The organism is Bacillus sp. JZ105 (assembly GCF_053903125.1).
On sequence record NZ_CP096387.1, the window covers coordinates 207,062 to 231,521 of the forward strand.

General features: G+C 42.3%; 27 protein-coding genes, 1 pseudogene, 1 riboswitch and 1 other annotated feature. Of the genes and pseudogenes, 18 read left to right on the plus strand and 10 right to left on the minus strand.

The genetic code is table 11. From position 1 onward, the window contains the following. Positions 1–130: 130 nt before the first annotated feature. From M1D81_RS01180 to fabF, 3 genes and pseudogenes are all read right to left on the minus strand, one after another. On the minus strand, positions 131–1,660 hold the full coding sequence (locus M1D81_RS01180; RefSeq protein WP_456270895.1) for a thioredoxin domain-containing protein: 1,530 nt from the start codon (positions 1,658–1,660) through the stop codon (positions 131–133). Between the two features lie 42 nt (positions 1,661–1,702). Continuing rightward, positions 1,703–2,194: pseudogene (locus tag M1D81_RS01185) on the minus strand (thioredoxin domain-containing protein); the annotation flags it as partial. Between the two features lie 139 nt (positions 2,195–2,333). After that, a complete protein-coding gene (gene fabF, locus M1D81_RS01190; RefSeq protein ID WP_326161234.1) occupies positions 2,334–3,566 on the minus strand; it encodes a beta-ketoacyl-ACP synthase II in 1,233 nt (410 codons plus the stop codon). 103 nt (positions 3,567–3,669) lie between these two features. Between fabF and M1D81_RS01195 the strand changes: the two genes are divergently transcribed. Continuing rightward, positions 3,670–4,506, plus strand: coding sequence for a helix-turn-helix transcriptional regulator (locus M1D81_RS01195; protein WP_024424426.1), 837 nt, complete (start codon positions 3,670–3,672; stop codon positions 4,504–4,506). Positions 4,507–4,638: 132 nt separating this feature from the next. Here M1D81_RS01195 and M1D81_RS01200 read toward each other — a convergent pair whose 3' ends face one another. Beyond that, positions 4,639–5,241: a transglutaminase-like domain-containing protein gene (locus M1D81_RS01200; protein ID WP_456265899.1), complete on the minus strand. Its 603-nt coding sequence runs from the start codon at positions 5,239–5,241 to the stop codon at positions 4,639–4,641. 40 nt (positions 5,242–5,281) lie between these two features. Next, positions 5,282–5,788, minus strand: coding sequence for a hypothetical protein (locus M1D81_RS01205; protein ID WP_456265898.1), 507 nt, complete (start codon positions 5,786–5,788; stop codon positions 5,282–5,284). Positions 5,789–5,971: 183 nt separating this feature from the next. Between M1D81_RS01205 and M1D81_RS01210 the strand changes: the two genes are divergently transcribed. The 7 genes from M1D81_RS01210 (at position 5,972) to M1D81_RS01240 (ending at position 10,053) form a co-directional block, all read left to right on the plus strand. Continuing rightward, positions 5,972–6,232 carry a metal-sensitive transcriptional regulator gene (locus M1D81_RS01210; RefSeq protein ID WP_003217059.1) on the plus strand — a complete coding sequence of 87 codons (261 nt, stop codon included), beginning with the start codon at positions 5,972–5,974 and terminating at the stop codon, positions 6,230–6,232. Between the two features lie 123 nt (positions 6,233–6,355). After that, positions 6,356–6,838 (plus strand): DsrE/DsrF/DrsH-like family protein, encoded by a 483-nt coding sequence (locus M1D81_RS01215; RefSeq protein WP_456265897.1) that lies wholly within the window; start codon positions 6,356–6,358, stop codon positions 6,836–6,838. A 12-nt stretch (positions 6,839–6,850) separates the two neighbouring features. Beyond that, on the plus strand, positions 6,851–7,204 hold the full coding sequence (locus M1D81_RS01220) for a rhodanese-like domain-containing protein (protein ID WP_456265896.1): 354 nt from the start codon (positions 6,851–6,853) through the stop codon (positions 7,202–7,204). Positions 7,205–7,251: 47 nt separating this feature from the next. Continuing rightward, on the plus strand, positions 7,252–7,812 hold the full coding sequence (locus M1D81_RS01225) for a sulfurtransferase TusA family protein (protein WP_456265895.1): 561 nt from the start codon (positions 7,252–7,254) through the stop codon (positions 7,810–7,812). 14 nt (positions 7,813–7,826) lie between these two features. Continuing rightward, positions 7,827–8,954, plus strand: coding sequence for an MBL fold metallo-hydrolase (locus M1D81_RS01230; protein WP_456265894.1), 1,128 nt, complete (start codon positions 7,827–7,829; stop codon positions 8,952–8,954). A gap of 33 nt (positions 8,955–8,987) precedes the next feature. Continuing rightward, a complete protein-coding gene (locus M1D81_RS01235; protein ID WP_456265893.1) occupies positions 8,988–9,218 on the plus strand; it encodes a sulfurtransferase TusA family protein in 231 nt (76 codons plus the stop codon). A gap of 58 nt (positions 9,219–9,276) precedes the next feature. After that, positions 9,277–10,053 carry a sulfite exporter TauE/SafE family protein gene (locus M1D81_RS01240; protein ID WP_456265892.1) on the plus strand — a complete coding sequence of 259 codons (777 nt, stop codon included), beginning with the start codon at positions 9,277–9,279 and terminating at the stop codon, positions 10,051–10,053. A 35-nt stretch (positions 10,054–10,088) separates the two neighbouring features. Here M1D81_RS01240 and M1D81_RS01245 read toward each other — a convergent pair whose 3' ends face one another. Further along, complete coding sequence (locus M1D81_RS01245; RefSeq protein WP_165585036.1) at positions 10,089–10,265, minus strand: hypothetical protein; 177 nt, start codon at positions 10,263–10,265, stop codon at positions 10,089–10,091. Between the two features lie 143 nt (positions 10,266–10,408). Continuing rightward, on the minus strand, positions 10,409–11,842 hold the full coding sequence (gene proS / locus M1D81_RS01250) for a proline--tRNA ligase (RefSeq protein ID WP_456265891.1): 1,434 nt from the start codon (positions 11,840–11,842) through the stop codon (positions 10,409–10,411). A 42-nt stretch (positions 11,843–11,884) separates the two neighbouring features. Continuing rightward, positions 11,885–12,080: a binding site (T-box leader), on the minus strand. Between the two features lie 148 nt (positions 12,081–12,228). Next, a riboswitch (purine riboswitch) is annotated at positions 12,229–12,328 on the plus strand. Positions 12,329–12,405: 77 nt separating this feature from the next. Between proS and M1D81_RS01255 the strand changes: the two genes are divergently transcribed. Then, positions 12,406–13,578: an MFS transporter gene (locus tag M1D81_RS01255; protein WP_326134579.1), complete on the plus strand. Its 1,173-nt coding sequence runs from the start codon at positions 12,406–12,408 to the stop codon at positions 13,576–13,578. Between the two features lie 249 nt (positions 13,579–13,827). Here the strand turns inward: M1D81_RS01255 and M1D81_RS01260 are convergent, their stop codons facing one another. Beyond that, on the minus strand, positions 13,828–14,055 hold the full coding sequence (locus tag M1D81_RS01260) for a GNAT family N-acetyltransferase (protein ID WP_456265890.1): 228 nt from the start codon (positions 14,053–14,055) through the stop codon (positions 13,828–13,830). A gap of 184 nt (positions 14,056–14,239) precedes the next feature. Here M1D81_RS01260 and M1D81_RS01265 point away from each other — a divergent pair, with 184 nt between their 5' ends. From M1D81_RS01265 to M1D81_RS01285, 5 genes are all read left to right on the plus strand, one after another. After that, positions 14,240–14,698, plus strand: a complete 459-nt coding sequence (locus M1D81_RS01265; RefSeq protein WP_456265889.1) for a MarR family transcriptional regulator — start codon at positions 14,240–14,242, stop codon at positions 14,696–14,698. Between the two features lie 106 nt (positions 14,699–14,804). Next, positions 14,805–15,035, plus strand: a complete 231-nt coding sequence (locus tag M1D81_RS01270) for a hypothetical protein (protein ID WP_456265888.1) — start codon at positions 14,805–14,807, stop codon at positions 15,033–15,035. Further along, positions 15,032–15,493: a DUF523 domain-containing protein gene (locus tag M1D81_RS01275; RefSeq protein WP_456265887.1), complete on the plus strand. Its 462-nt coding sequence runs from the start codon at positions 15,032–15,034 to the stop codon at positions 15,491–15,493. Before M1D81_RS01270 ends, M1D81_RS01275 begins: the two co-directional genes overlap by 4 nt. A gap of 29 nt (positions 15,494–15,522) precedes the next feature. Continuing rightward, positions 15,523–15,939 (plus strand): DUF5301 domain-containing protein, encoded by a 417-nt coding sequence (locus M1D81_RS01280; protein ID WP_456265886.1) that lies wholly within the window; start codon positions 15,523–15,525, stop codon positions 15,937–15,939. Positions 15,940–16,020: 81 nt separating this feature from the next. Then, positions 16,021–16,848, plus strand: coding sequence for an aldo/keto reductase (locus M1D81_RS01285; RefSeq protein WP_456265885.1), 828 nt, complete (start codon positions 16,021–16,023; stop codon positions 16,846–16,848). Positions 16,849–16,883: 35 nt separating this feature from the next. On the opposite strand, the gene M1D81_RS01290 is transcribed toward M1D81_RS01285, so the two are convergent. Beyond that, positions 16,884–17,969, minus strand: coding sequence for an iron-containing alcohol dehydrogenase family protein (locus M1D81_RS01290; protein ID WP_456265884.1), 1,086 nt, complete (start codon positions 17,967–17,969; stop codon positions 16,884–16,886). 192 nt (positions 17,970–18,161) lie between these two features. On the opposite strand from M1D81_RS01290, the gene trhO reads away from it, so the two are divergent. Both trhO and M1D81_RS01300 read left to right on the plus strand, forming a co-directional pair. Next, complete coding sequence (gene trhO / locus M1D81_RS01295; protein ID WP_024424412.1) at positions 18,162–19,130, plus strand: oxygen-dependent tRNA uridine(34) hydroxylase TrhO; 969 nt, start codon at positions 18,162–18,164, stop codon at positions 19,128–19,130. A 341-nt stretch (positions 19,131–19,471) separates the two neighbouring features. Next, complete coding sequence (locus M1D81_RS01300; protein WP_456265883.1) at positions 19,472–21,091, plus strand: APC family permease; 1,620 nt, start codon at positions 19,472–19,474, stop codon at positions 21,089–21,091. A gap of 35 nt (positions 21,092–21,126) precedes the next feature. On the opposite strand, the gene M1D81_RS01305 is transcribed toward M1D81_RS01300, so the two are convergent. Further along, on the minus strand, positions 21,127–21,327 hold the full coding sequence (locus M1D81_RS01305; protein ID WP_087978224.1) for a hypothetical protein: 201 nt from the start codon (positions 21,325–21,327) through the stop codon (positions 21,127–21,129). Between the two features lie 185 nt (positions 21,328–21,512). On the opposite strand from M1D81_RS01305, the gene licT reads away from it, so the two are divergent. Next, the gene (gene licT, locus M1D81_RS01310) at positions 21,513–22,349 is read left to right on the plus strand and encodes a BglG family transcription antiterminator LicT (RefSeq protein WP_456265882.1); all 837 of its coding nucleotides are present in this window, start codon (positions 21,513–21,515) and stop codon (positions 22,347–22,349) included. 235 nt (positions 22,350–22,584) lie between these two features. Then, on the plus strand, positions 22,585–24,444 hold the full coding sequence (locus tag M1D81_RS01315; RefSeq protein ID WP_456265881.1) for a beta-glucoside-specific PTS transporter subunit IIABC: 1,860 nt from the start codon (positions 22,585–22,587) through the stop codon (positions 24,442–24,444). Positions 24,445–24,460 lie beyond the last annotated feature (16 nt).

The window sequence follows — 24,460 nt, forward strand, 5'->3', positions numbered from 1 at the left end:
AGAACGTCTAGTGCGCATTCTAACCGTTTTTTAGGAAAAATAAAACCGTACAGACAATTTGTTAGCGGATTGACATGTTTTTTATCTGTTTGTCCTCATTTTGTCTTCTCATAGTCTACTCATGACAAACTCAATTGTGGAATAATTGTTCCATCACTTCATCGATATCGGTGATTGGCTGGCGGCAGCTGTAGTTTTCACAAATATACACGGTGGTTTTGCCATCGATTGTTTTGTAATCTTTTGTAAAGGGCGCGAGCTTCGCTAATTCTTCCCCTGTTTCGGCAGTCAATATGATATCAAATGGCACGAAGCGTTTTTGAAGCGCCTGTAAAAGCTGTTCTTTTTGAGGGTCGCCGTTTTTTCCGAGAATGATGATTTCTCTTTTCGTGGCATATTGACTTAGGAGCCCTTGCAGAAACGCTGTGTGTCCGCTTGGGTAGGAAGAGACATCGACATAAAAGGCTTGGAACATCTGCTGTAATGTGTCTAGCCAATCCTGACGTCCGGTCAGTCTGCTTAGCATGAGAAGGTGCTTGAGTGCAGTGCTGTTGCCAGAAGGCATGGCACCGTCGTACACTTCTTTTTCTCGAACGATGAGCGCTTCCGCATCTGATCCTGAGAAGAAAAAGCCCCCTTTTTCCTTGTCCCAAAACAGCTCAAACATGTTCTCGGCAATGGCTGTGGCTTTTTCCAGCCAATCTAATTCAAAGGTCGCTTCGTATAAAGACATATAGGCTTTTAGCATATGCGCATAATCCTCGATAAAGCCGAGATGCTTCACGTCACCTTCTCTGTAGCGGACCATGAGCCGCTCATGTTGAACAAGATGTGTTTCTAGAAAAGACATCGCCTGCTTCGCCATATGGATCGCTTCCTCTTCATTAAAGACCCTTCCTGCTTTGGCGAGAGCTGCGATCATCAGCGCATTCCAAGATGTAAGCACCTTGTCATCGACAAGCGGCGCGGGTCGCTGCTGTCTGACTGATTGTAAAATATGCCGGGCTTCTTGCAGCTTAGACTGAAGGGTTTTATCATCGATCGAAAAAGAGGCTTTGATGTCCTCAAAAGAGGTAGAAATGGTATGAGGGATGTTCTCCCCTTCAAAGTTCCCCTCTTCTGTGATGTGATAGACTTCGCAAAATAAAGCGCCAAGCTCCTCTCCTAAATGGGTGAGGATCTCATCTTTTGACCAGACGTAATATTGCCCTTCTTTCCCTTCAGAATCTGCATCTATCGCTGAATAAAAGGAGCCGCCCTGATTCATCATATCTTGTTTAATAAATTGGATCAGGTGTTGGACAAGCTTTTTATACTCAGGTTTTGAGGTGAGCTGATAGGCTTCTGTGTAAGCTTCCATCAGCAGCGCGTTATCATACAGCATTTTTTCAAAATGCGGCACAAGCCATTTTTCGTCTGTTGAATAACGAGAAAAACCTGAACCAACATGGTCGTATATACCGCCATTTGCCATTCCATCTAACGTTTTCGTGACTGCATACAGCGCATTCTCCTGTCCAGTCCATTCGTAATAGCGCATTAGAAATGAGAGCATATGAGGTGCAGGAAATTTTGGTGCAGAGCCGAATCCGCCATACAGCGTATCAAAGCTGCTCATGAGCTGGTAATAGGCTTTGTGAACTGCCTCTTGAGACAGCATGTTTTCTGTCTGCCCTGCTGCTTTAATCCGCAGATTATTTGTCGCTTTTTCTGCCAATGATTCAATATGATCTCGGTCGTTATGGTACGCATCCAGCAATTGTGTCAGTGCCTCAATGAAGCCAGGACGCCCGTATGCACTTCTCTTTGGAAAATAAGTTCCCGCATAAAAAGGCTTTTGATCCGGCGTGACAAACACGTTGAGCGGCCAGCCGCCTTGCCCCGTCATCATCTGACAAACAGACATATACATAGAGTCGATGTCTGGACGCTCCTCACGATCGACTTTAATCGAAATAAAATGCTCGTTTAAGATGTCAGCGACTTGTTGATCTTCAAAGCTTTCGTGTGCCATGACGTGGCACCAGTGACAAGTGGCATAACCGATGCTGACAAGCACAGGTTTATTTTCACGTTTGGCTTTATCGAATGCTTCTTGCCCCCACGGGTACCAGTGAACTGGGTTGTGGGCGTGCTGAAGGAGGTATGGTGATTTTTCATGGATGAGTGGGTTGGGTGTTTCGTTGTTTGACATGGGTCACCTGCTTTCTAAATGTTTTTAGTATTCTCTTTTCTCCATTTAATATATCAGATTGCTGAGGCCCGTCATCATTTGTCTGTGAGGTGTTCCCAAAATGAAAAAAATCAAGGGCTATACACCCTTGATAGCTACTTCAATCGTAATGCTTTAACAAGATGGCTGAATTATGTCCTCCAAAACCAAAAGAATTGGATAGTCCGTATTTCAAAGGAAGCTGTCTCGCTTCTAATACAACATCTAAGTTGCAGTCTGGATCTTGATTCTCTACATTAATAGTTGGCGGAATCATTCCTCGTCTCAAACTTTCCACTAAAGCAATGGCTTCTACTCCGCCGGCAGCACCAAACATGTGCCCCGTCATTGATTTGTTTGCCGTTGTTGGAATTTCACTTGAACGATCACCAAATAATTTTTTAATAGCTAGAACTTCTGAACGATCACCTACTTGTGTACTTGTTGCATGAGCACTAATAACATCGATGTCATCTGTTGATATATTTGCACTTCTCAATGCTTTTTTCATGGCTAAGTAGGCACCTTTACCTTCTGGATGGGATGCTACCATATGATGAGCGTCTGAACTAGCTCCGTACCCAACTACTTCACATAATATCGGCGCATCTCTAAGAATCGCGTTTTCTAATGATTCTAATACTAAGATACCTGCGCCTTCACTCATCACAAAGCCATCTCTATCTGTATCGAATGGACGGCTGGCCCGGCTTGGGTCTTGGTTTCTAGTAGATAGTGCGTGTGCGTTTCCAAAACTGGCCAAAGATATCTGTGAAACAGCAGCTTCTGCTCCACCGGCAAATATAATATCTGCATCATCATTTCGGATCGCATTGAAAGCTTCGCCAATAGAGGTGTTCCCAATAGAACAAGCTGTGACTGGTGACAATGATGGCCCTTGTGCCCCTAATCTAATGCTTATTTGGGCCGCAGCTGCATTTGAAATCATCATGGGTACAAGGCTGGGGCTTACTCTTGAGGGACCTCGTTTATCTAATACATTGACATGATCAACAAGCGATTGGATTCCCCCGATTCCTGAACCAACATATACGCCTAAACGTTCAAGATCAACTTGATCTAACTGTAATTGTGAATTTTCTAATGCTTGTTCGGCTGCTGCTAAGGCAAACTGACTAAAACGGTCTAATCGTTTTGCTTCTTTTCTTCCCAATATTTCATCTGCATCGAAATCACGAACGATTCCAGCTATTTTTGTTTTATAATCAGTTGTATCAAAAGAATCAATGAGAGATATTCCCGATTGTCCTTTGATTAGTTGATTCCAAAAGCTATTTACATCATTTCCAAGTGGAGAAATAATTCCCATTCCAGTAATGACAACTCTTTTCATGATCATTCCCTCCTTGTTTTTATTCACTTTAGCCATTGTGTTATCCTATTACAAGTTGTTGTTTATCCTAGTATAATTAATACTCTTTTAAAGGGAGATCTAAATGAAACCTGAAACTAGACTTCAAGCATTATCAGAATTTCTAAAGAATCAACGTTCGAAAATTACGCCTCAAATGGTTGGTTTACCTGTAGGAACCCGCAGAAGAACACCAGGGCTGAGAAGAGAAGAAGTGGCTCAACTAGCCGGTGTGAGTCTTACTTGGTATACATGGTTAGAGCAAGGAAGAGATATAAAAGTATCAACTTCGGTATTAGATGCGATTTCTCGAGCATTACAATTAAATAACGATGAAAGGAGATATTTGTACGCTTTAGCGTTAGAGGAAGGAGTGAAACAATCCTTTATCATTGAGAATGAGAAGGAAATCAGTCCGGCTTTAGTGAAAATTTTGCAGGAACTTCGTTATTGCCCGACGATTGTATCTGATAGAAGAAGTCAGATTGTTGGCTGGAATCAAGCAGCAGCGAATGTCTTTTTGGACTTTGAACAAATCAATCCGGCAGAAAGGAATATCATACGCTTACTATTCGCAAGAAAGGAATTTAAAAGTTTAGCGGTGAATTGGGAGCATTTTGTTAGAGGATATATCGCCATATTTAGAACGTATTATGGACAGTATGTGGCAGATGACTGGTATGAGCAATTTATAGAAGAAATGGAGCAGGCATATCCCGAGTTTCGTAAAATCTGGAATGAAAATGAGATCAGCTATGCACCTGAAGTATTAATTGAATTTCGTCATGCTAAGGCAGGTAAAATGTTGTTTAATCTCACTTCATTACAAGTGTATGGGGATACTGATTTAAGATGCAGTGTCTATACTCCAGTTGAGGATACTGATACGGAGCTTAAGTTGAAACGTTTAATTGAAGGCTAGCCATCGTTTGGATGAAGTTATTATGGCCATTAAATATAAAATAGATCCTATGCGTCAGTGACAAGTGGGCATAACCGATGCTGACAAGCAGCACCGGTTTATTTTCACGTTGGGCTCTTTTTACCCCTAAGCCTATATCGTTTCTGGTAAATGGTGTTGATACATCTCAATCGCGTCTGTATGTTCTTTTAAAACGCTCATAGTCTTTGGATGTGGTTTAACATATATCAAAGGATAGTCGACTTCATCTAATTCTTGTTGGGGATGAAAAGCTAATCTTTCATGATCAAGTGAAAATAGAGCATCAATTCCTGTCTTGTTGCCGCGAGAGTCTAATCGAATCCATTTATTAAGTGAATGAAAAAATACAGCATTTAATGCGTGAATACAATATCCTTTAGTATCAAACAACATTAATCGCTGGTAACAGAAACCTGTGGGTATTCCTTGTGAGCGCAATAGAGCAGCTAATAGGTTGGACTTTGCGTAGCAAATTCCCTCTTTAAATGTTAATACCTCTGATGCATGACAAGTCACTCGTTTGGATTGGATATCCCATGTATGGGGAATTTCATCTCGGACAAACTCATAGGCTGCTTTTGCTTTTTCTATTTCTGTCTGCAATGGATTGAAAAGTTCATTTGATTTTGCTCGAATAAGAGGATGAGAATAATCAACTTCAGCTAGTTCACATAAATAATCATCAAAATTTTTAGATTCACATGTCAAGTTCATGATAATGTCCCCTTTTCTCTATACTTTTACCGAAGGAGGTCTATTTCTTCACCAACACATATTGTAAGTTTTCTAATTCAAACATATCAATCAGTTCATCAATCCCTTTAAAATCAATATGTTTTCCAAACCGTTTTTTGCTTAGATCAATTTCTACATCCAATTGATCATCTTTTTCTTTCGTTTCGAGTTCATTTAGACAAGAATAGATTTCTATGGTTTCTCCTTTTGAAAGCTCTTTTTCAATGAATTTAAAAAGTGCACGAAGAGAATGAATGATGTCTAATTCATAAACAAAAGGATGCGTGAATTTGTTTCTTACCGCTTCATAGACGGGATCTAGATCATCAATGTGAATGCCTTCGAAATCCTCTTCTGTTTCAAATACTTCTATCAAAAGTTCTTCTTTTTGATAGGTTTTTGGCTTTTTTTGTTTTTTATCAAACATGTTGATATTGAGTTCAGAGAATGGTTTATAGGTAGGATTTTGACCAATGGTACCAAGCGGCAGTTCTTTGTTTGATCCAATATAATGATGTAAAGTCATGGGCTGTCCTCTTTTCTTCAATGATTTCTCGTTCGTTGATTATTTTCTTTTTATCAATAAATGGTGGAATGTGCAATTATTTTCACATACGTTCTCTACAAAAGAGAAAGGCAAGTCGTTTGACTAAATACCTCTTAGGGTATACTATCTGTTCATAGAAAGAATAGAAAGGGGTACTTGTGCATGGAATATAATCAACAGATGAAGAACCGTCTTCGCCGGATTGAGGGGCAGATTAAAGGGGTTCTTGCGATGATGGAGCAGGGAAAGGATTGCCGCGAGGTGGTGACGCAGCTGTCTGCATCACGCAATGCCATTGATCGTGCAATGGGTGTGATTGTAAGTACAAATCTTGAACAATGTGTCCGAGAAAGTCTTGAACAAGGCAAGGATACGGAGGGGCTTGTGAAAGAAGCGGTTGAGCTATTGGTGAAAAGCCGGTAAGAAATTCTTCAGCCTTTGAAGGTTGACGGATTTTTTTACTTGTTATAATATACCCTTACCGGTATGTGTATATATTTTTTATTTTGTGTATACCCCCATGGGTAATAATAAAGGAGGAGCAGAATGGAAGAACAGAAAAAACGCACAACGATTGTGCTATTTAGTGGAGATTATGATAAAGCGATGGCGGCTTACATTATTGCCAATGGTGCAGCAGCCTATGATCATGAAGTGACGATTTTTCATACCTTTTGGGGGCTGAATGCCTTGCGCAAGGATGAATTGGTTCCAATGAAAAAAGGCTTTTTAGAAAAAATGTTTGGCAAGATGATGCCGCGCGGGGCTGATCGAATGGGCATTTCAAAAATGAATTTTGCTGGTATGGGCCCGAAGATGATTAAGCAAGTCATTAAAAAGCACAATGCCATGACCTTGCCGCAGCTCATTGATATGGCGAAGGAACAGGAGATCAACCTCGTAGCATGTACAATGACGATGGACCTTTTAGGGCTGCAGGAGAAAGAATTATTAGATGACATTCAATATGCTGGTGTGGCGGCGTATTTAGCAGAGGCTGAAATTGGGAATGTGAATTTATTTATTTAGTGAGGTGATGAAATGATTCAAACGATTTTGTTCATCCTGGTGATTGGCTTACTTGTGAGCCGTTTCCTGCCGGTACGAGGTGTGAACCAAATGGATGCAGCCGATATGAAAAAAAAGCTGAAAAGCAAAGGTCAACAGCTCATTGACGTACGATCTCCAGTAGAATTTCAAACAAACCATATTAAAGGATTTCAAAACATTCCTTTACCTCAGTTAAAAGAACGAGCTTCTCAGCTTGAGAAGAATGAAGAAATCTACGTGATATGCCAAAGCGGAATGAGAAGTATGCAGGCAGCGAAAATATTGAAGAAGCAAGGATTTACTCATATTACAAACATCAAGGGTGGTATGAATGCTTGGCATTAAGCACGCATGAAAATATACCCCCACCCCTATATGAAGGAGGATATCACATGCAGCAACCAACAGTCATTTTAGATGCAAAAGGTTTGGCATGCCCAATGCCGATTGTGAAAACAAAAAAACAAATGAATGAGCTTTTGCCAGGAGATGTACTTGAAGTGCAAGCTACCGATAAAGGATCAGCAGCGGATTTAGCGGCTTGGTCAAAAAGTGCCGGCCATGAGTTTTTAGGAACAAGAGTAGAAGGACAGGTGCTTCATCATTTGATTCGTAAGGGCGGAGCGCAAGAGGAAGAGGGGGAGCCCATGATTTCGGAAATATCTTTGGATGCCTTTCAACAGAAGGTAAAAGAAGATCGATCTCTGTTTATTTTGGATGTACGAGAGCTGGATGAATACGAAGCGGGGCATATCCCAGGAGCTGTTCATATCCCGCTTGGTGAGGTGGAACATCGTGCAGAGGAGTTAACAAGAGAATCGGACATTTATCTCATCTGTCATTCAGGCAGAAGAAGTGAATTAGCTGCGCAAAAGCTAAAAGAGAAAGGATTTCAACAATTAATCAATGTGGTGCCAGGCATGAATAGCTGGACAGGAGCCATTGAAAAATAGGAGCTGAATAAAACATGACGGTAAAAGCCATGACTGCAGAGCAGTTAACTAAAAAGATCGTGGGCAAAGAGCCGCTCTTTTTGCTAGATGTGCGAAATCAAGCAGATGTGCAGGACTGGAAGATTGAAGGGGAAGCAATCGTTGATTTGAATGTGCCTTATTTTGATCTGCTTGACGGAGTAGAGGACCTTTTACAGCACATTCCTAGTGACCGTGAAGTATTGGTGGTTTGTGCCAAGGAAGGTTCCTCTATCCTTGTGGCGGAAATGCTGTCAGAGGCTGGCGTGCCTGTTCATTATTTGCAGGGCGGCATGAAGGCATGGAGTGAGCATCTAGAGCCAGTGAAAATAGGTAATTTAAGCGGCGGCGGAGAGCTGTATCAATTTGTACGGATGGGCAAAGGGTGTCTGTCCTATATGATCATATCCAATGGAGAAGCCGCGGTTGTGGATGCAGCTCGAATGACGGAGGTCTATATTGATTTTGCGAAAAAGCATGATGTCTCTGTGACGCATGTGATGGATACTCACCTTCATGCAGATCATATTTCTGGTGGGAAAAAGCTGGCTGAACTAACTGGTGCTGCCTACTGGCTGCCGCCAAAAGATGCAGAAGAGGTAACCTTTGAATATGAACGTCTTGAAGAAGGACAGCGGATAACGATTGGAACAGCTTCTATTGATATCCAACCCATTTATTCCCCGGGACATACGATCGGTTCAACATCTTTTATCGTAGACAATCAATATCTTCTTTCAGGTGATATTTTGTTTATTGATTCAATTGGAAGACCTGATCTTGCTGGAATGGCGGAGGACTGGGTAGATGATTTGAGAGAGACGCTTTATGAAAGGTATATGGCGTTTTCAAAGGAATACATCGTTCTGCCTGCGCACTTCATGACCATAGAAGAAATGAATGAAGACGGCAGTGTGTGGAAGGAGCTCGGCACACTTTTAAAAGAAAATCATGGGCTTCATATTGAAGATCAACATGTGTTTAGAAAGATGGTGACGGAAGGTCTGCCTGCACAGCCGCATGCCTTTCAAGAGATTCGTCAAGCCAATATGGGGAAGCTGAACCCAGATGTGGAAGAGCAGCGGGAAATGGAAATTGGTCCAAACCGTTGTGCGATTCGATAATGTCCAATAAAATAAGAGAAGAGGAACAATCAAATGACATCAGATCAAATTTTAGACGTAACAGGGCTCGCATGCCCAATGCCAATTATTCGAACGAAGAAAAAAATGAACGACTTGGCGAAAGGTCAAATTTTAGAAATACATGCAACCGATAAAGGGGCTAAAGCTGACTTAGCTGCATGGGCGAAGTCAAGCGGACATGAATTGATCACGCAGACAGAAGAAGGTCACGTGCTGAAGTTCTGGATGAGAAAAGGGTCCTAAAGGATGTAGGGGTATCTGCTGAAGATCCCCTTTTCCTTTTGTAAAGGAGGAGACCAGCATGGATTTTGCATTTTTGATTACACTTTTTATCATCGGATGTATTGGTTCCTTCTTATCAGGAATGGTGGGGATCGGCGGATCTGTGATCAACTATCCCATGCTGCTTTATATCCCGCCTCTTTTCGGTGTGATGGCACTATCAGCACATGAGGTATCAGGGATTGGCGCCATTCAAGTGCTTTTTTCGACGCTGGGTGGTGTACTCGCTTATCGAAAAAGCGGATTTTTACATCGCTCGCTGATTTTATATATGGGAAGCAGTATATTAGCCGGCAGCTTATTAGGCAGTTATGTATCACATTTTATGCCGGAGAAAGGGATGAACCTCGTTTATGGATTACTCGCCATTGTGGCGGTTATTCTCATGCTGATTCCGAAAAAAGGACAGCGTGCAGAAGCAGAGGGAGAAGTCACTTTTCATAAAGGGCTGGCATCAGCTATTGCCTTTGTGATTGGCAGTGTTTCCGGGGTATTAGGTGCAGGCGGCGCATTTATTTTAGTGCCTGTGATGCTGTCTATTTTAAAAATTCCTGTACGGATGACGATTGCGTCGTCACTTGCGATTACGTTTCTTTCTGCGATAGGCGCATCGGCTGGAAAGGTATTGACGGGTCAGGTCATGTTTCTTCCTGCGATTGTGCTGATGGCGGCAAGTTTGATGGCAGCTCCGATTGGTGCGAAGGTCGGTCAGAAAATCAATGCCGTCTACTTGCAATGGGCACTTGCTGTGATGATTACGGCGACAGCGGTCAAAATTTGGCTGGATATTTTATAAAGAAAAGACCAACAAAGCAAACATGTTGGTCTTTTTTATTTGACGTCATCGTGCTCGATATACGTTTCTAGTGCGGGGTGGTACTCTTTTTGATAATGAAGGTTGGGACATGTTTTCACAACTTTGCCTTGCAGGGCATTGGACTTTGAGACTTCTAATGCTGATTTACATTTAGGACAGCGTTCGGCAAAGAATGAGGGCCAGCGTTTCATGTATCACCACTCCAGTTAAAGTCTTAAAAACCGATTATATTAATATGAATTATAGGGGATCATGCAGGTGAGGTCAATGGGTGTTTGGGTCTTTTTAACAAAAAAGAAGCATCATGAGAGATGCTTCTTTATCATTCATATTCTTAATAGGCTTTCGCCCAGAACACCATATCAGATGCAGGCTTTCCGCAGCAGACACATGTGTCGGAAATGGTTTCCTGTTCGAATGGGATACAGCGTGAGGTCGCGCCTGTTCTTTCTTTAATGTCGTTTTCACAGGCTTCGTCACCACACCACATGGCTTTAATCAATCGGTTTTCTTCCGCAAGAATTTGCTCGATGTCTTCGATTGTGTGGGCGTGTGATGTCTTTTCATGTAATCGTTCCTTCGCTTTTTCGTACATCGTCCGCTGGATGTCTTCAAGGGTTGCTGTGATGGTTTGTTCAAGGGCATCTAACGTGACAGCTTGCTTTTCACCAGTGTCTCGTCTTGCAAGCATCACTTGTCCTTTTTCGATGTCCTTTGGTCCTACTTCTACACGTAGCGGAATACCTTGCATTTCACACTCGTTGAATTTCCAGCCTGGCTGTTTATCGCTTGCATCGATGTCAGCACGTGCGATGCGGGCGAGGCGATTCTTCAATTCGTAGGCATGATCCAGCACACCTTCTTTATGAGAAGCAATTGGGACGATACGCACTTGGATTGGCGCAATATTTGGCGGGAGGACGAGCCCTCTGTCATCGCCATGCACCATGATCATCGCGCCGATGATTCTTGTTGTGAAACCCCAAGAGGTTTGCTGGACATGTTCTAGTTTTCCTTCACGGTTTAAGAATTCGATGCCAAATGCTTTGGCAAATCCGTTCCCGAAGAAATGAGAAGTGGCAGTTTGCAGCGCTTTTCCATCATGCATCAAGCTTTCAACCGTATAGGTGAAGCGAGCGCCGGCGAATTTTTCTTTCTCTGTTTTTCTCCCTTTAATGACAGGAATGGCAAGAAGTTCTTGGCAAAGAGAAGCGTAAATGTGAAGCATTCTTTCTGTTTCTTCAATCGCTTCTTGCTCAGTCTCATGGCACGTATGCCCTTCCTGCCACAGGAATTCAAGGGTTCTGAGGAAGGGACGTGTTGTCTTTTCCCAGCGGACGACATTGGCCCATTGGTTATAGAGCTTCGGTAAATCGCGGTAGGAATGAATAATGTTTTTGTAATGCTCAGCGAACAGCACTTCAGAGGTTGGTCTGACGCAGAGCCTTTCTTGTAATTCGGTTTCACCGCCATGAGTGACCCACGCCACTTCAGGCGCAAAGCCTTCGATATGATCTTTTTCCTGCTGAAGCAGGCTTTCTGGGATAAAAAGCGGCATATAAACATTCTCATGACCCGTTTCTTTAATCTGGCGGTCAAGTTCGTCGCGAATATTCTCCCAAATTTTAAAGCCGTACGGCTGAATGATCATACTGCCTCTCACGCTTGAATAATCGACGAGCCGCGCCTTTGTGACAACATCTGTATACCACTGGGCAAAGTCGTCTTCCATGCTTGTAATTTTCTCAACAAATTGTTTCTTTGACATTGCAGGTTCCTCCTTTTTAAAAACAAAAAAGCTGTACTTTAAGTTAGGGACCATTCCTGGTGGTACCACCCTAATTTAAAGCACAGCTTTACACTCAATCATGATAACGGTATGAACCGCTGTATGAAACAGAACTAAATCGGCAGGTTCACTTGAAGATGTCAGTAGGAACTTCTCAGCACCGTTCCCTCTCTGTTAAAGATCGATTCAAGCTACTATTCCAGATCTACGTTGATCCTTGTTCGTTGATTTTTCATCAGTTTACCTGTAAATGGAGGAGAAAGCAAGCTGTTCTGATTCCTTTTACGGCGCCTTTTGTTTAGGTAACGGAATGGTACTATTTTTCTATTTTTACAGCTTGCGAGTTATGTAAGGCTATGCTAATATATTTGAAGAAAAAATAGACTTGTATAACCTCAATAATATGGTTTGAGGGTTTCTACCAGGATCCGATAAATCCTGATTACAAAAGCGCGCTTTCCTTTTTTGTAATCAGGGTTTTTTTGTTTGTCTGCACCCTGTATCGAAAGTGAAAGCGATGATATACAGAAGGGATGTTAGACATGAACTGGAGAGTATATTTATTAGCCGTTTCTACTTTTGCGGTTGGATTAGTTGAGCTTGTGGTCGGTGGCATTCTGCCAAGTCTTGCAGAGGATTTGAATGTGTCTCTTGCAACAGCCGGACAACTCATTACGGTATTTGCGATTGTGTATGCCATTTCAGCACCCGTGCTGCTGACCGCTACAGCCAAAATCGAACGAAAGCGCCTTTATTTAATTGCGTTATTGGTGTTTACATTAGGAAATGTGTTCACTTATTTTAGTTCGACCTTTGCCCTTGTTATGATATCAAGGGTGTTGATTGCGATGAGTACAGCGCTTGTGGTGGTGTTATCTTTGACGATCACCGCCAAATTAGTGGAACCAGCGCATCGTGCAAAAGCATTAGGGCTGATTTTTATTGGTATTAGCTCCTCACTTGTTCTCGGTGTACCGATCGGTATTTTTATTACAGAGAGCTTTGGCTGGAGAGTGATGTTTTTAGGAATCAGTATTCTTTCTGCCATATCGATGGTGCTGATCTATTTTCTATTGGAAAAAATGCCTGTTGAAAAAGTGACGCCTCTTAAAGAGCAGATTCGTTCTTTAGGGCATCCGAAGATTTTTAGTGCACACCTGATCAGTTTGTTTATGCTTGCTGGCCATTATATGCTTTATTCTTATTTCACTCCATTTCTGATGGAAGTTCTGCATATGACCCCGTTTTGGATTAGTATTTGTTATTTGATCTTCGGGCTTGCGTCGATAGGCGGGAATGGATTTGGCGGCTGGCTGAGTGACAAACTGGGTTCAGGAAAAGCGATTTTGCTTGTGACAATCGCGTTTGCAGTTGTCATGTTTACCATTCCTTATACAGCGGGTGTGTTTGCGCTCTTTATGGTGATGGTTGTCCTTTGGGGTGCGCTCAGCTGGGCACTGACGCCTGCTTTGCAGAGTTATTTGATTCAAACAGATCCTGTCACGTCGGATATTCAGCAGAGCTTAAATACATCGGCCTTGCAAATCGGCATTTCGATTGGATCAGCGGTTGGCGGAGTCATGTTTACGATGACCGGTTCATCTGTTGATCTCGCTAAATTCGGTGCTGTGTTTGTACTGATTGCCTTTAGCTGTGCGGTGATTTCGCTGAAGAGACCGCCGCTTTATATGGATCGTCAGCATCATGCTGAATAGCTGCTTATCTTTAGGCAGCTTCAGCGTGTAGACAAACCCTCGCATTCGGTGTCAGGTCTGCGCTCCGGTGCTCACGAATGTCAAATTCGCTCCGCTCCGGTGCTCGTCCTTCCTAGACTTCAAAGGTTTTCTATCACGCTGAAAAGAAGACAAAGGGCTAAAATAAAAATCATTTTAGCCCTTTGTCAACAATCTGTAGCTGCCTATCTTTAGGCAGCTTATTTTTTCATACGAAAAGTACCTTTCTATTCAAAGACGGCCATTTTGCCGATTGGTTGGAAGCCGGCACGCTGGTAAATCATTTTTGCCGTCCGCTGATGCTTGTAAGATGACACATTTTTGTTTATTCTCTGTCTGGGTCAGAAGGTAATGGAACATGTCACTGCCAAGTCCTTTTCCGCGGTGTTCTGCCCTCGTCATGACATCATCAATACCGTAGCTGTCGTTTGTCTCGAATAATAAGCTTGTTGTGTTCATACCCCGCGAACATGCGAGTTTTTGAGTGTAATTGCTTCAAACAGGATGAGGGAAATCTAGTATAAAAGTACATATACAATTTTAAGGTCTGATGACCTATTATTTTACTCACACTGTCATTTCTTTTGACTCCTATCTTCATTATTAGTACCATTTTATTTACCAGTTAAGAGTGGAGGTTCAGATGCAAACAAAAGAGCAGATTGTATTAAAAGCGATTCAAGATCTGATTATGCATAGGGAAAAGAGACGGAATGATCCAACAGATCCACTGATTACCACGACTGATACACTCAAACAAGAATGGACACTTACACAGCTTCACATTTTGTCGATGATTCAAGCCAATCCAAACGAATCAAACAATACATTTCTATCTCAACAGCTGAAACTATCAAAGCCAGCTATTACAAAAGCTGTGAAAAAGCTAATTGAAAAAGGCATGGTGGACTATTGCCACCGGCAAGGTGATAAGAAATCTGTCTATTATTCTTTGACAGAGGAAGGCAAGCAATTGGCGGCGCTGCATGATGAACTACATGAAAAAGCAGTCGCGTCCTATTTAGAATTTCTTCAGCAGTTTCATGAGGATGAATTACAAGTAATTGAGCGTTTCTTAAAAGCTTGGAAAGAAAAGATATAGATAAAAAACCGAAACCATCATATAAAAGGAGATGATTCGGTTTTTTTATGGTAAAATTAACATATATTGACGTTATTCGCGGCCATGATGAAAGGGAGGGGGCTCATTGGAGAAAGAAATGATAGAAAATTATAAAAAATACGTATCCATCATGCCATTCGTGGGATTGTTTGTCAGTGTGCTATTATTTGTTTATTTTTTTGGCATCACAGGAGTTGAAGGATCAATTTGGGCTGCTGCGTTGTATTGTGCTTTGCCCTTTTTGGTGAATACGATATGTTTCTTGCCTTTATGTATTTATTTTAAAGTCAGCAAAAAAAGTGAGGAACATCCATGATTGTCGTCAGTGCTTGTCTTGCTGGGTTGAAGGTTCGTTATAATGGCAGGCATCGATTAGATCAGCGAATTGAGGAGCTTGTTCAGGAGGGAAAGGCGGTCACAGTTTGTCCTGAGCTGCTTGGCGGCCTTTCCACGCCAAGACCTCCCGCAGAAATCATTAGCGGAGACGGACATGATGTATTACAGGGCCTCGCCTCCGTGATTGATGTACATGGAAATGATGTCACGGAGATGTATGTAAAAGGTGCAAAGGCCGCGCTGGAACAGGTTCAGTCTCTGAAAGCGACGGCGGTTGTGTTAAAAGAGTACAGCCCCTCCTGCGGCAGCCGGATGATTTACCGCGGAGATTTTAACGGCAGGACAAAAGCTGGAGATGGAGTGACATCCGCCTTGCTCAAACAGCATGGGATTCAAGTATTTTCTGAGGAGGATGATTGGACTTCGCTGTTTTTATAGGTGTGGTGTGAATAGAAGGAGGAGTTAGGTTGAAAAAGTGGATGATTGGTTTAGTTGTCATGATTTTATTAGGAATTGGTATTTATTTTCTAATCAATGCAAAAACATACTCTTTTGATGATGTGGCCTCAATCGATCAAAATAAGGTGACTTCGATTCAAATTGAGCATGATAATGAGCGTGTTAAAGTGGAAAAGAAAGAGGATATTCAAAAGCTGCTGAAGGAATTTTCAGGTATGAAATTAAAGAAAACGAATGAAACTAAAAAAACTTCAAAAGAAACTTATTGGATCAGAGTGTATGAGAATGAGAAAGAAACTTATGGTCTGACTTTTTACGATCAAACATTTTTAGAAACATATGATTTTTCTAAAACGAAAGATCAAACAAACGAATATCAAATCGTTGACACCAATCAAGTTGATATAGGAAAATATATCAAATAACTTAGCCAGAATTTCATGCATGATCAATCGAAAATTCGGGTATAGTGTTTGGTAGTTAAAAAGGAAGCGGAGGTTTGTTTGATGAGTGGATTAACAGATACAGTCACATTAGCAAACGGAGAAAAAATGCCGAAGCTAGGCTTTGGTGTATGGCAGGTAAAAGATGGGGATGAGGCTGTAAATGCCGTCAAAGACGCTCTTGAAGCGGGCTACCGCAGCATTGATACAGCAGCCGCCTATCAAAATGAAGAAGGGGTAGGCAAAGCCATTCAGCAATCAGGCATCTCGCGTGATGATCTATTCATTACGACAAAGGTCTGGAATAATGATCAAGGCTATGAATCAACACTCGAAGCCTTTGAAACAAGTATGAACAAGCTGGGATTAGATGTATTAGATCTTTATTTAATTCATTGGCCAGTTGAAGGCAAATATAAAGAAACATGGAAAGCGCTAGAAAAACTATATCAGGATGGACGCGTTCGAGCGATCGGAGTGTGTAATTTCCATCAGCATCATTTAGAGGATTTATTGGAAGAGGCAGAAGTTGTGCCAATGGTGAATCAAATCGAGCTGCATCCGAAGCTGACGCAGGAGCCTTTACGAGACTACTGCAAATCGAAAGGGATTTATGTAGAGGCGTGGTCGCCATTAGGCAGCGGGAAGCTTCTAAACCATCCTGTTCTCCAGGATATCGCGAAAAAACATGATAAGTCAGTAGCGCAAGTCATTCTTCGCTGGGACTTACAGCATGGCATTATCACCATTCCAAAATCTGTGACGAAGAGCCGAATCATCGAAAACACACAAGTCTTCGATTTCGAGCTGTCCGCACGTGAGATGGGTGTCATTGATCAGCTCAATGAAGATGAGCGCACAGGTCCAGATCCAGATAACTTTGATTTTTAATCGAAAGAAAAGCACAGGTGCGATGCCTGTGCTATTTATTTAGACATTTTTTGAGGTTGAAAGGTCTCAATAATTTGAATGGCGTCGATAATCTTTTCTTTAGCATAGTCACCAATCAAACAAAAGGTTTCATCTTTACGTGCAGCATGGTTTGCCACAGTAAGTGCCGCCTCGTCCAGCTGAGTTGTAATACCAAGATCGCGCATATTTTTAGGTAATCCGAGTGTTTGGTAGAGTTCAAGTAATTCCTCTACCTCGGACATTCGGTTTTCTGCGGCAAGCTGGACAAGGATGCCATAAGCCACTTTTTGTCCATGTAACACATGATGCGTTTCTTCAATAAATGTCAATCCATTATGAACGGCATGGGCTCCTGCCATTCTTCCATAACGTCCCCCATAGCCTCCGACTGTTCCGGCTAACGTAATAATCGTATCTGTCACATCTGCAAATGCTTGTGAAAACTGCCCTGTTTTTAAGCTGTTGACTGCTTCTTCACTATGAGAAAGAAGAATGTCTCGAACATATACCGCCTGCTTTAGTGCAGCATGCACCATGAGCGGCAAGACGCCTTTTGTGTTACGAATAATCGCTTCCGCTTCATACCATTTTGCCAGCGTATCACCAATTCCGCTTTGAAGGTAGGAAAGAGGAGAGGAAAGCAAAAAAGTATGATCAATTACGGTGAGGTAGCTGGATCGTTTATGATAATCGACTCTCATGAAATTGCCCTTTTCATCATAAATGACGCTGAGGGGTGTAGAGGCAGCACAGGTGCCGGGAATCGTTGGTACCATGATAACTTCAATTTGAAGAGCATCTGCAACTGATTTGGCGGTATCTAAAATCGTTCCGCCTCCGATGCCGATAATCACATCTGACCCGTTAAGCTCTTCTGCGATCCGTTTGACCGCATTGGGTGAACTGTATCCTTTGTGCTGAATGACAGGCCACTCGGTCGGCAGCTTTGTGTATTGTGAAAAAGCTTGGTATGAATCATATCCTGTCACCACAGCAGGTGACTGAAAAGCAGATACAAGGGAATCTAGTTCATGATATATTCCTTTTTGAGAAATAAATTGATTAGGACCGCTTCTGACAATATCTTCTGGCTGGATCATGGATCATTGCTCCTTTACTACATCATATTATTCATAAATCATCTCACTTTACAGAAAGTTCTGTCAAATAAATATGAGAAGAAAGACTCTTCCGTTTTATGGAATTGAGCCGCCGACATTGCCTTTAGGTATGTATTTCCTGTATGATAAAGAATGGTATGTTTTGATTAAATTTAAGAGGTGTTTATATAGATGGAAAAACAATATCGCGTTTTACTTTACTATCAATATGTCCCCATTGAGGACCCAGAGACGTTTACAGCAGAGCATCTAGCATTCTGTAAGGAGCTTGGTTTGTTAGGCCGTATCCTCGTATCAGCAGAAGGCTTGAACGGAACAGTTTCTGGAACCATTGAGCAAACGGACAAGTACATGCAAGCGTTAAAAGAAGATCCGCGCTTTGCGTCTATGCCGATCAAAATTGACGAAGCAGATGGACATGCGTTTAAGAAAATGCACGTCCGCCACCGGAAGGAGCTCGTGAACCTCAGCCTTGAGGATGACGTGAATCCGTTAGAATTAACGGGGAAACATCTTAGCCCGGTTGAATTTTACGAGCAAATGCAATCACCTGATACGGTTGTGATTGATGCACGTAATGATTACGAGTTTGATGTTGGTCACTTTAGAGGGGCAGTACGTCCTGATATTGAGACATTCCGTGAATTACCTGAGTGGATTCGTGACAATAAAGAGATTCTTGAAGGGAAAAAAATCCTGACTTATTGCACAGGCGGTGTACGCTGTGAGAAATTCTCAGGCTGGTTAAAGCGTGAAGGCTTTGAAGATGTCTCTCAGCTTGACGGTGGAATTGTCACTTACGGAAAAGACCCAGAAGTGCAAGGGAAGCTATGGGACGGTCAATGCTATGTGTTTGATAATCGCTTAACAGTACCAGTGAATCAAACTGAGCATGTGGTTGTCGGAAAAGATTTCTTCACTGGTGAGCCTTGCGAGCGTTATGTGAACTGTGCGAACCCTGCATGTAACCGTAAGATGATTGCCACTGAAGAGAGTGAGCATAAGTATATGCGCAGCTGCAGTCATGAATGCCGCACAAGCGAACGGAACCTGTATGTGAAACAGCACAATTTATCTGAAGAAGAAGTTCAAGAAAGACTAGCTGTTATTGAAAAAGAACAAGCGATTTCACAAGGATAGAGGGAACCCCCTCTATCCTTTTTTTCTATACATGGCGGGGTTAGAAGATAGAGGAAGTCATTTCCTCTATCTTTTTTGTTTTGTTTTTTTCAAAATAAGGGTAAAGGTAGTTATTCAGTCTAATAGATTGAACAGGTGAAAAAGCGCTTTCTTTTGAAATAAGCATGTTCGACTATTTCAGAAAATGAAGAATTGAGAGATAATATAACAGGCGAAAAAATGAACAAAGGTAAAGGTTCATTAGAAGAAATATTTTCCAGTAAAATGAACAGTGAGCTGCTTTGAAAGAAAGACGCTTGTTTGACACATGCTCTGTATTTTAATCGAAAGGTGTTATGAACATGAATCATTTGCATCGTAGGATGGGAACTTTCGCTTTAATGATGGTAGGTCTTGGCTCAATCATTGGTTCAGGATGGCTTTTCGGTGCTTGGCGTGCAGCTCAAATCGCCGGTCCTGCTGCTATTTTCTCCTGGTTGATTGGGATGGTTGTGATTTTATTTATCGCTTTGTCTTATAGTGAACTCGGATCGATGTTTCCTGAGGCAGGCGGGATGGTGAAATATACGCAATATTCACACGGATCTTTTATTGGGTTTATTGCAGCTTGGGCGAACTGGATCGCCATTGTCTCCGTGATACCAGTTGAAGCGGTTGCTTCCGTCCAGTACATGAGCTCTTGGCCTTGGGAATGGGCAAAGTGGACATCCCATTTGGTCACAAAAGGGGTATTGACGACAGAAGGTCTTATGGTTGCCAGTGTGCTTCTTGTGATTTACTTTCTGCTTAATTATTGGACAGTTGGGTTATTTTCAAAAGCAAATACATTCATTACCGTGTTTAAAATTGTCATTCCAGGATTAACAATTGGTGCGCTCTTATTCGTAGGTTTTCATAGTGAGAATTTTACTTCTGGAACAAGTATTGCCCCTAACGGCTGGGCGAGTGTGCTGACAGCTGTTGCGACATCTGGGATTGTGTTTGCCTTCAATGGTTTCCAAAGCCCGATTAATATGGCCGGTGAGGCAAAAAATCCAGGCCGGTCGATTCCAATTGCCATTGTCGGATCGATTTTCATTGCAACTGTGATTTATGTCCTTTTACAAGTTGCCTTTATTGGTGCTGTTGATCCATCTATGATTGTGAATGGATGGGGTCATTTGAATTTCAACTCGCCATTTGCGGACCTTGCCATTGCGCTTGGGATTAACTGGCTTGTTCTGATTTTATATGCGGATGCGTTTGTGTCACCTTCGGGTACAGGAATTACGTATACCGCAACGACGTCTCGTATGATTTATGGAATGGAAAAAAACAAATACATGCCAAGTGTGCTTGGCCGTCTGCACCCTATTTACGGGGTGCCTCGTCCAGCAATGTTTTTTAACTTAGCCGTATCGTTTATCTTTCTGTTTTTATTTAGAGGCTGGGGTGTACTTGCAGAAATTATCTCTGTCGCTACACTCATTTCTTATCTGACTGGACCAGTGACCGTCATGACGCTGAGAAAGACAGGGACAGATTTATATCGACCGCTTCGAATAAAAGGACTCAGCATCATTGCTCCTCTCGGTTTTGTCTTTGCCTCATTGACGCTGTATTGGGCAAGATGGCCGTTAACAGGTCAGGTGCTGTTCATTATTCTCATCGGTCTTCCTATCTATTTTTACTATCAAGCAAAAGCGAAGTGGAAAGGCTTCGGCCGCAACTTTAAGGCGGGTGTTTGGATGGTTGTGTACCTGCTTGTGATGATGACGATTTCCTGTCTTGGCAGTGACAAATTCGGCGGTTATAACATCATTCATTATGGCTGGGACATGGCACTGATTACAGTGGTAGCTCTGCTATTTTATATGTGGGCACTCAAAAGTGGATATGAAACAGAGTTTTTAAAGGATGCGAAAAAAATCAATGATGAGCTGCGTGCTTCTCAGAAAGAAGCTGCAGCAACCAAAGAATAAAGAAACGGCTGCCTGAACACTCGGGGCAGCCGTTTTTATTTGGATGAAAGGTTCATCACATGCCGTTTCAGCCAAGTGGTGACGCCGCGCAAAACGGCCGCTGTGACAAGTGAAATGAGCACATATCTCCAAAGCTGGCCTAAGCCTTGTCCACTCAGCCAGAACACGATGCCTAGAATGATGAGGGTGAACATGAGCAAGAATAAAAATGATGCAGACCAGAAAAAAGCCTTCACAGAAGGTCACCTCCTCAGGAGTATTGTATGCAGGCAATTGAAGGATCAGACCAGCTATGAAAGGGTAGAAACATGTTGAAATCTATTGCAAAAGTCAGATAAAAACGCCAAGTGATTTGACAGTTGTGTTAAGATGAGAGCATATTTTGAGTAAAGTTGTTGGTCATAGACGGAGGTGTTTGGAAATGCAGATTCAAAAGGTTCTAAACAATAATGTCATTAGTGTCATAGATGAACATGGAAAAGAAATCGTTGTCATGGGCAGAGGCATCGCTTTCAAGCGGCGCCCCGGGGACCCAGTGGACGAATCGTTGATTGATAAAGTCTTCCGCCTGGAGGATCATTCCGTTCACGAGCGGATGAAAATGCTGCTTCAAGAGGTTCCGTATGATGTGGTCAAAGTGACCGAAGAAATGATTCAATATGCACATACAAAGCTGAACCGAAGATTAAACGAAAGTCTGCATGTATCGCTGGCAGACCATATTCATTACGCCATCGAACGGCTGAAGAAAAATCATCTGATTGAGAATTCGCTTATTTGGGAGATTAAACGCTTATACAAAGATGAATTTCTTGTGGCAAAGGACTGTCTTGAGATGATTGAAGAGCGTCTACATATTGAACTGCCTGAGGATGAAGCGGGCTTTATTGCCATGCATATCATTAACGCAGAGCTCAATGAGGATATGAATACGACGGTCAATATCACAAAGGAAGTCAATGCGATTCTCACCATTGTGAAATACCATCTCAACATGGAATTTGATGAGGACTCACTCAACTTTTACCGTTTTCTCACACATTTGCGCTTTTTTGTCCAGCGTCTGATTAATGAAACACTGCTTGTCAGCGAAGATCAGGACTTATATCAGCTGATTAAAGTGAAATATCCGAAAGCATACGATTGCGCAAAGAAAATCGCAGAATATGTCTATCAAACCTATCACCGGGATCTCACATCAGAGGAGATGCTGTATCTATCCATTCATTTGAATCGACTGATCAAACGAGAAAAATAAAGATAGATTTTAAAAGAAAGCGTTGACATGAGAAAAGGTGAGTGGTACTATTTGCTCATAAACATAAAAGAATACGGTTTCACAATGATCGTCTTAGAGGATTGTGACTGTTCGGCAGGCAAAACCTAAACGTTCACTGAAAAAGCGCAACAGCAAGCTGCGACTATTTTTGGTGCCCGTTTAGGTTTTTATTTTGCCCAAAAACGTATTTTTTTGAAAAAAAGGGGGTTTTTGCATGAGTTATCGTCAATTAGCAGAAGACATTATCAAACACATTGGCACAGAGAAAAACGTTCATTCATTGGTGCATTGTGCCACAAGGCTTCGCTTCACCTTAAATGACAGATCAAAAGCAGATAAAGCGGCCATTGAAAAATTAAATGGCGTCGTCACCGTTATGGAAAGCGGCGGCCAATTTCAAGTGGTTATTGGCAATACCGTACCAGAGGTTTATCGAGAAATTGGAGAGTTTACGAATCTACTAGAGGATTCCGCTGCTTCATCTGCAAAATCAGGTGAAGAGAGCACAAGCCTTTTCGGGAAATTCGTCGACATTGTATCGGGGATTTTCACACCACTTCTCGGTGTCATGGCGGGTGCAGGTATTTTAAAAGGTCTATTAGGCATCTGTATCAATGCGAAATGGTTATCTCCTGAAGATACAACATATCAAATTTTATTTGCTGCGTCTGACAGCTTGTTCTACTTCCTGCCATTATTGCTCGCATTCACTTCTGCTAGGAAGTTTAAAGCGAATCCGTTTGTCGCTGTGACGATTGCAGGTGCACTTATTTACCCAACTATTCAAGAACTGTCAAAAGGCGGCGGAGATGTGACCTTCTTCGGAATTCCAGTCGTCTTAATGTCTTATACATCTACGGTCATCCCAATTATTTTGGCAGTGTTTGTCATGGGATATATCGAACGTTTCTTTAACAAAGTCATTCATGAAAGTGTCAAAAACTTTATTACACCACTTATTTTACTTGTTACGGTAGTTCCGCTGACACTCATCGTATTCGGACCATTTGGCGTGTATGCAGGGAATGGCATTGCAGCTGTTTTGCTGAAAGTCTTCTCCTTTAGTCCTACACTTGCAGGTGCTTTAATTGCGATGGCTTGGCAGATTCTTGTCATCTTCGGTATTCACTGGGGACTTGTGCCAGTCATTTTAAATAATATCGCAATTCATGGGAAAGATCATATCAAGCCGGCCACTGCGCCAGCTGTATTTTCACAAGCCGGTGCTTCCATCGGTGTTATGCTGAAAACAAAGAATAAAAAACTGAGATCTCTAGCTGGATCAACAGCAATTTCTGCAGTGTTTGGGATCACAGAGCCAGCTGTATACGGGGTCACGCTTCGTTTGAAAAAACCATTTATTGCAGCCGTTATCTCTGCCGGAGTCGGCGGTGCGATCGTCGGTCATTCACAAAGTATTGCAATTGCTTCAGGCCTTCCAAGTTTACTGACGCTTCCGATTTTCTACGGTCAAGGATTTACAGGGTTCATCATCGGAATCTCGGTCTCGTTCGTCCTTTCGATCATCTTAACTTATTTGATTGGATTTAAAGATCCAGTAGATGAAGATGATACGCCGGCAGCCGCTTCTGCACCGGCAATTGAAAACGAACATGGGGTCAAAGCCGCTCATGTGAAAAGTCCTTTAAAGGGCGAGGTCATCAAGCTGGAGGAAGTGCAGGATAAGGCATTCTCATCTGGTGCACTAGGAAAGGGCGCAGCCATCATTCCATCAGAAGGAAAGCTGTTTGCACCAGTATCAGGAGTTGTGACAACGGTGTTCCCAACTGGACATGCGTATGGTCTAACCTCTGAAAGCGGAGCAGAAGTACTTATTCACATCGGACTGGATACCGTACAATTAGGCGGAAAGCATTTTACCCCGAAGGTTGTTCAGGGGCAAACCATCACAGAAGGCGAACTGCTTGCTGAGTTTGACATAGAAGCCATCCAAGCTTCAGGCCTGTCAGTCACAACACCCGTTATGATTACCAATTCAGGTGAGTTTAGCGATATTATTGAAACAGAAGAGAAACAAATCACACCAGGGCAATCATTTTTACATCTAGTTTAATCAAAAGGAGGAAGAA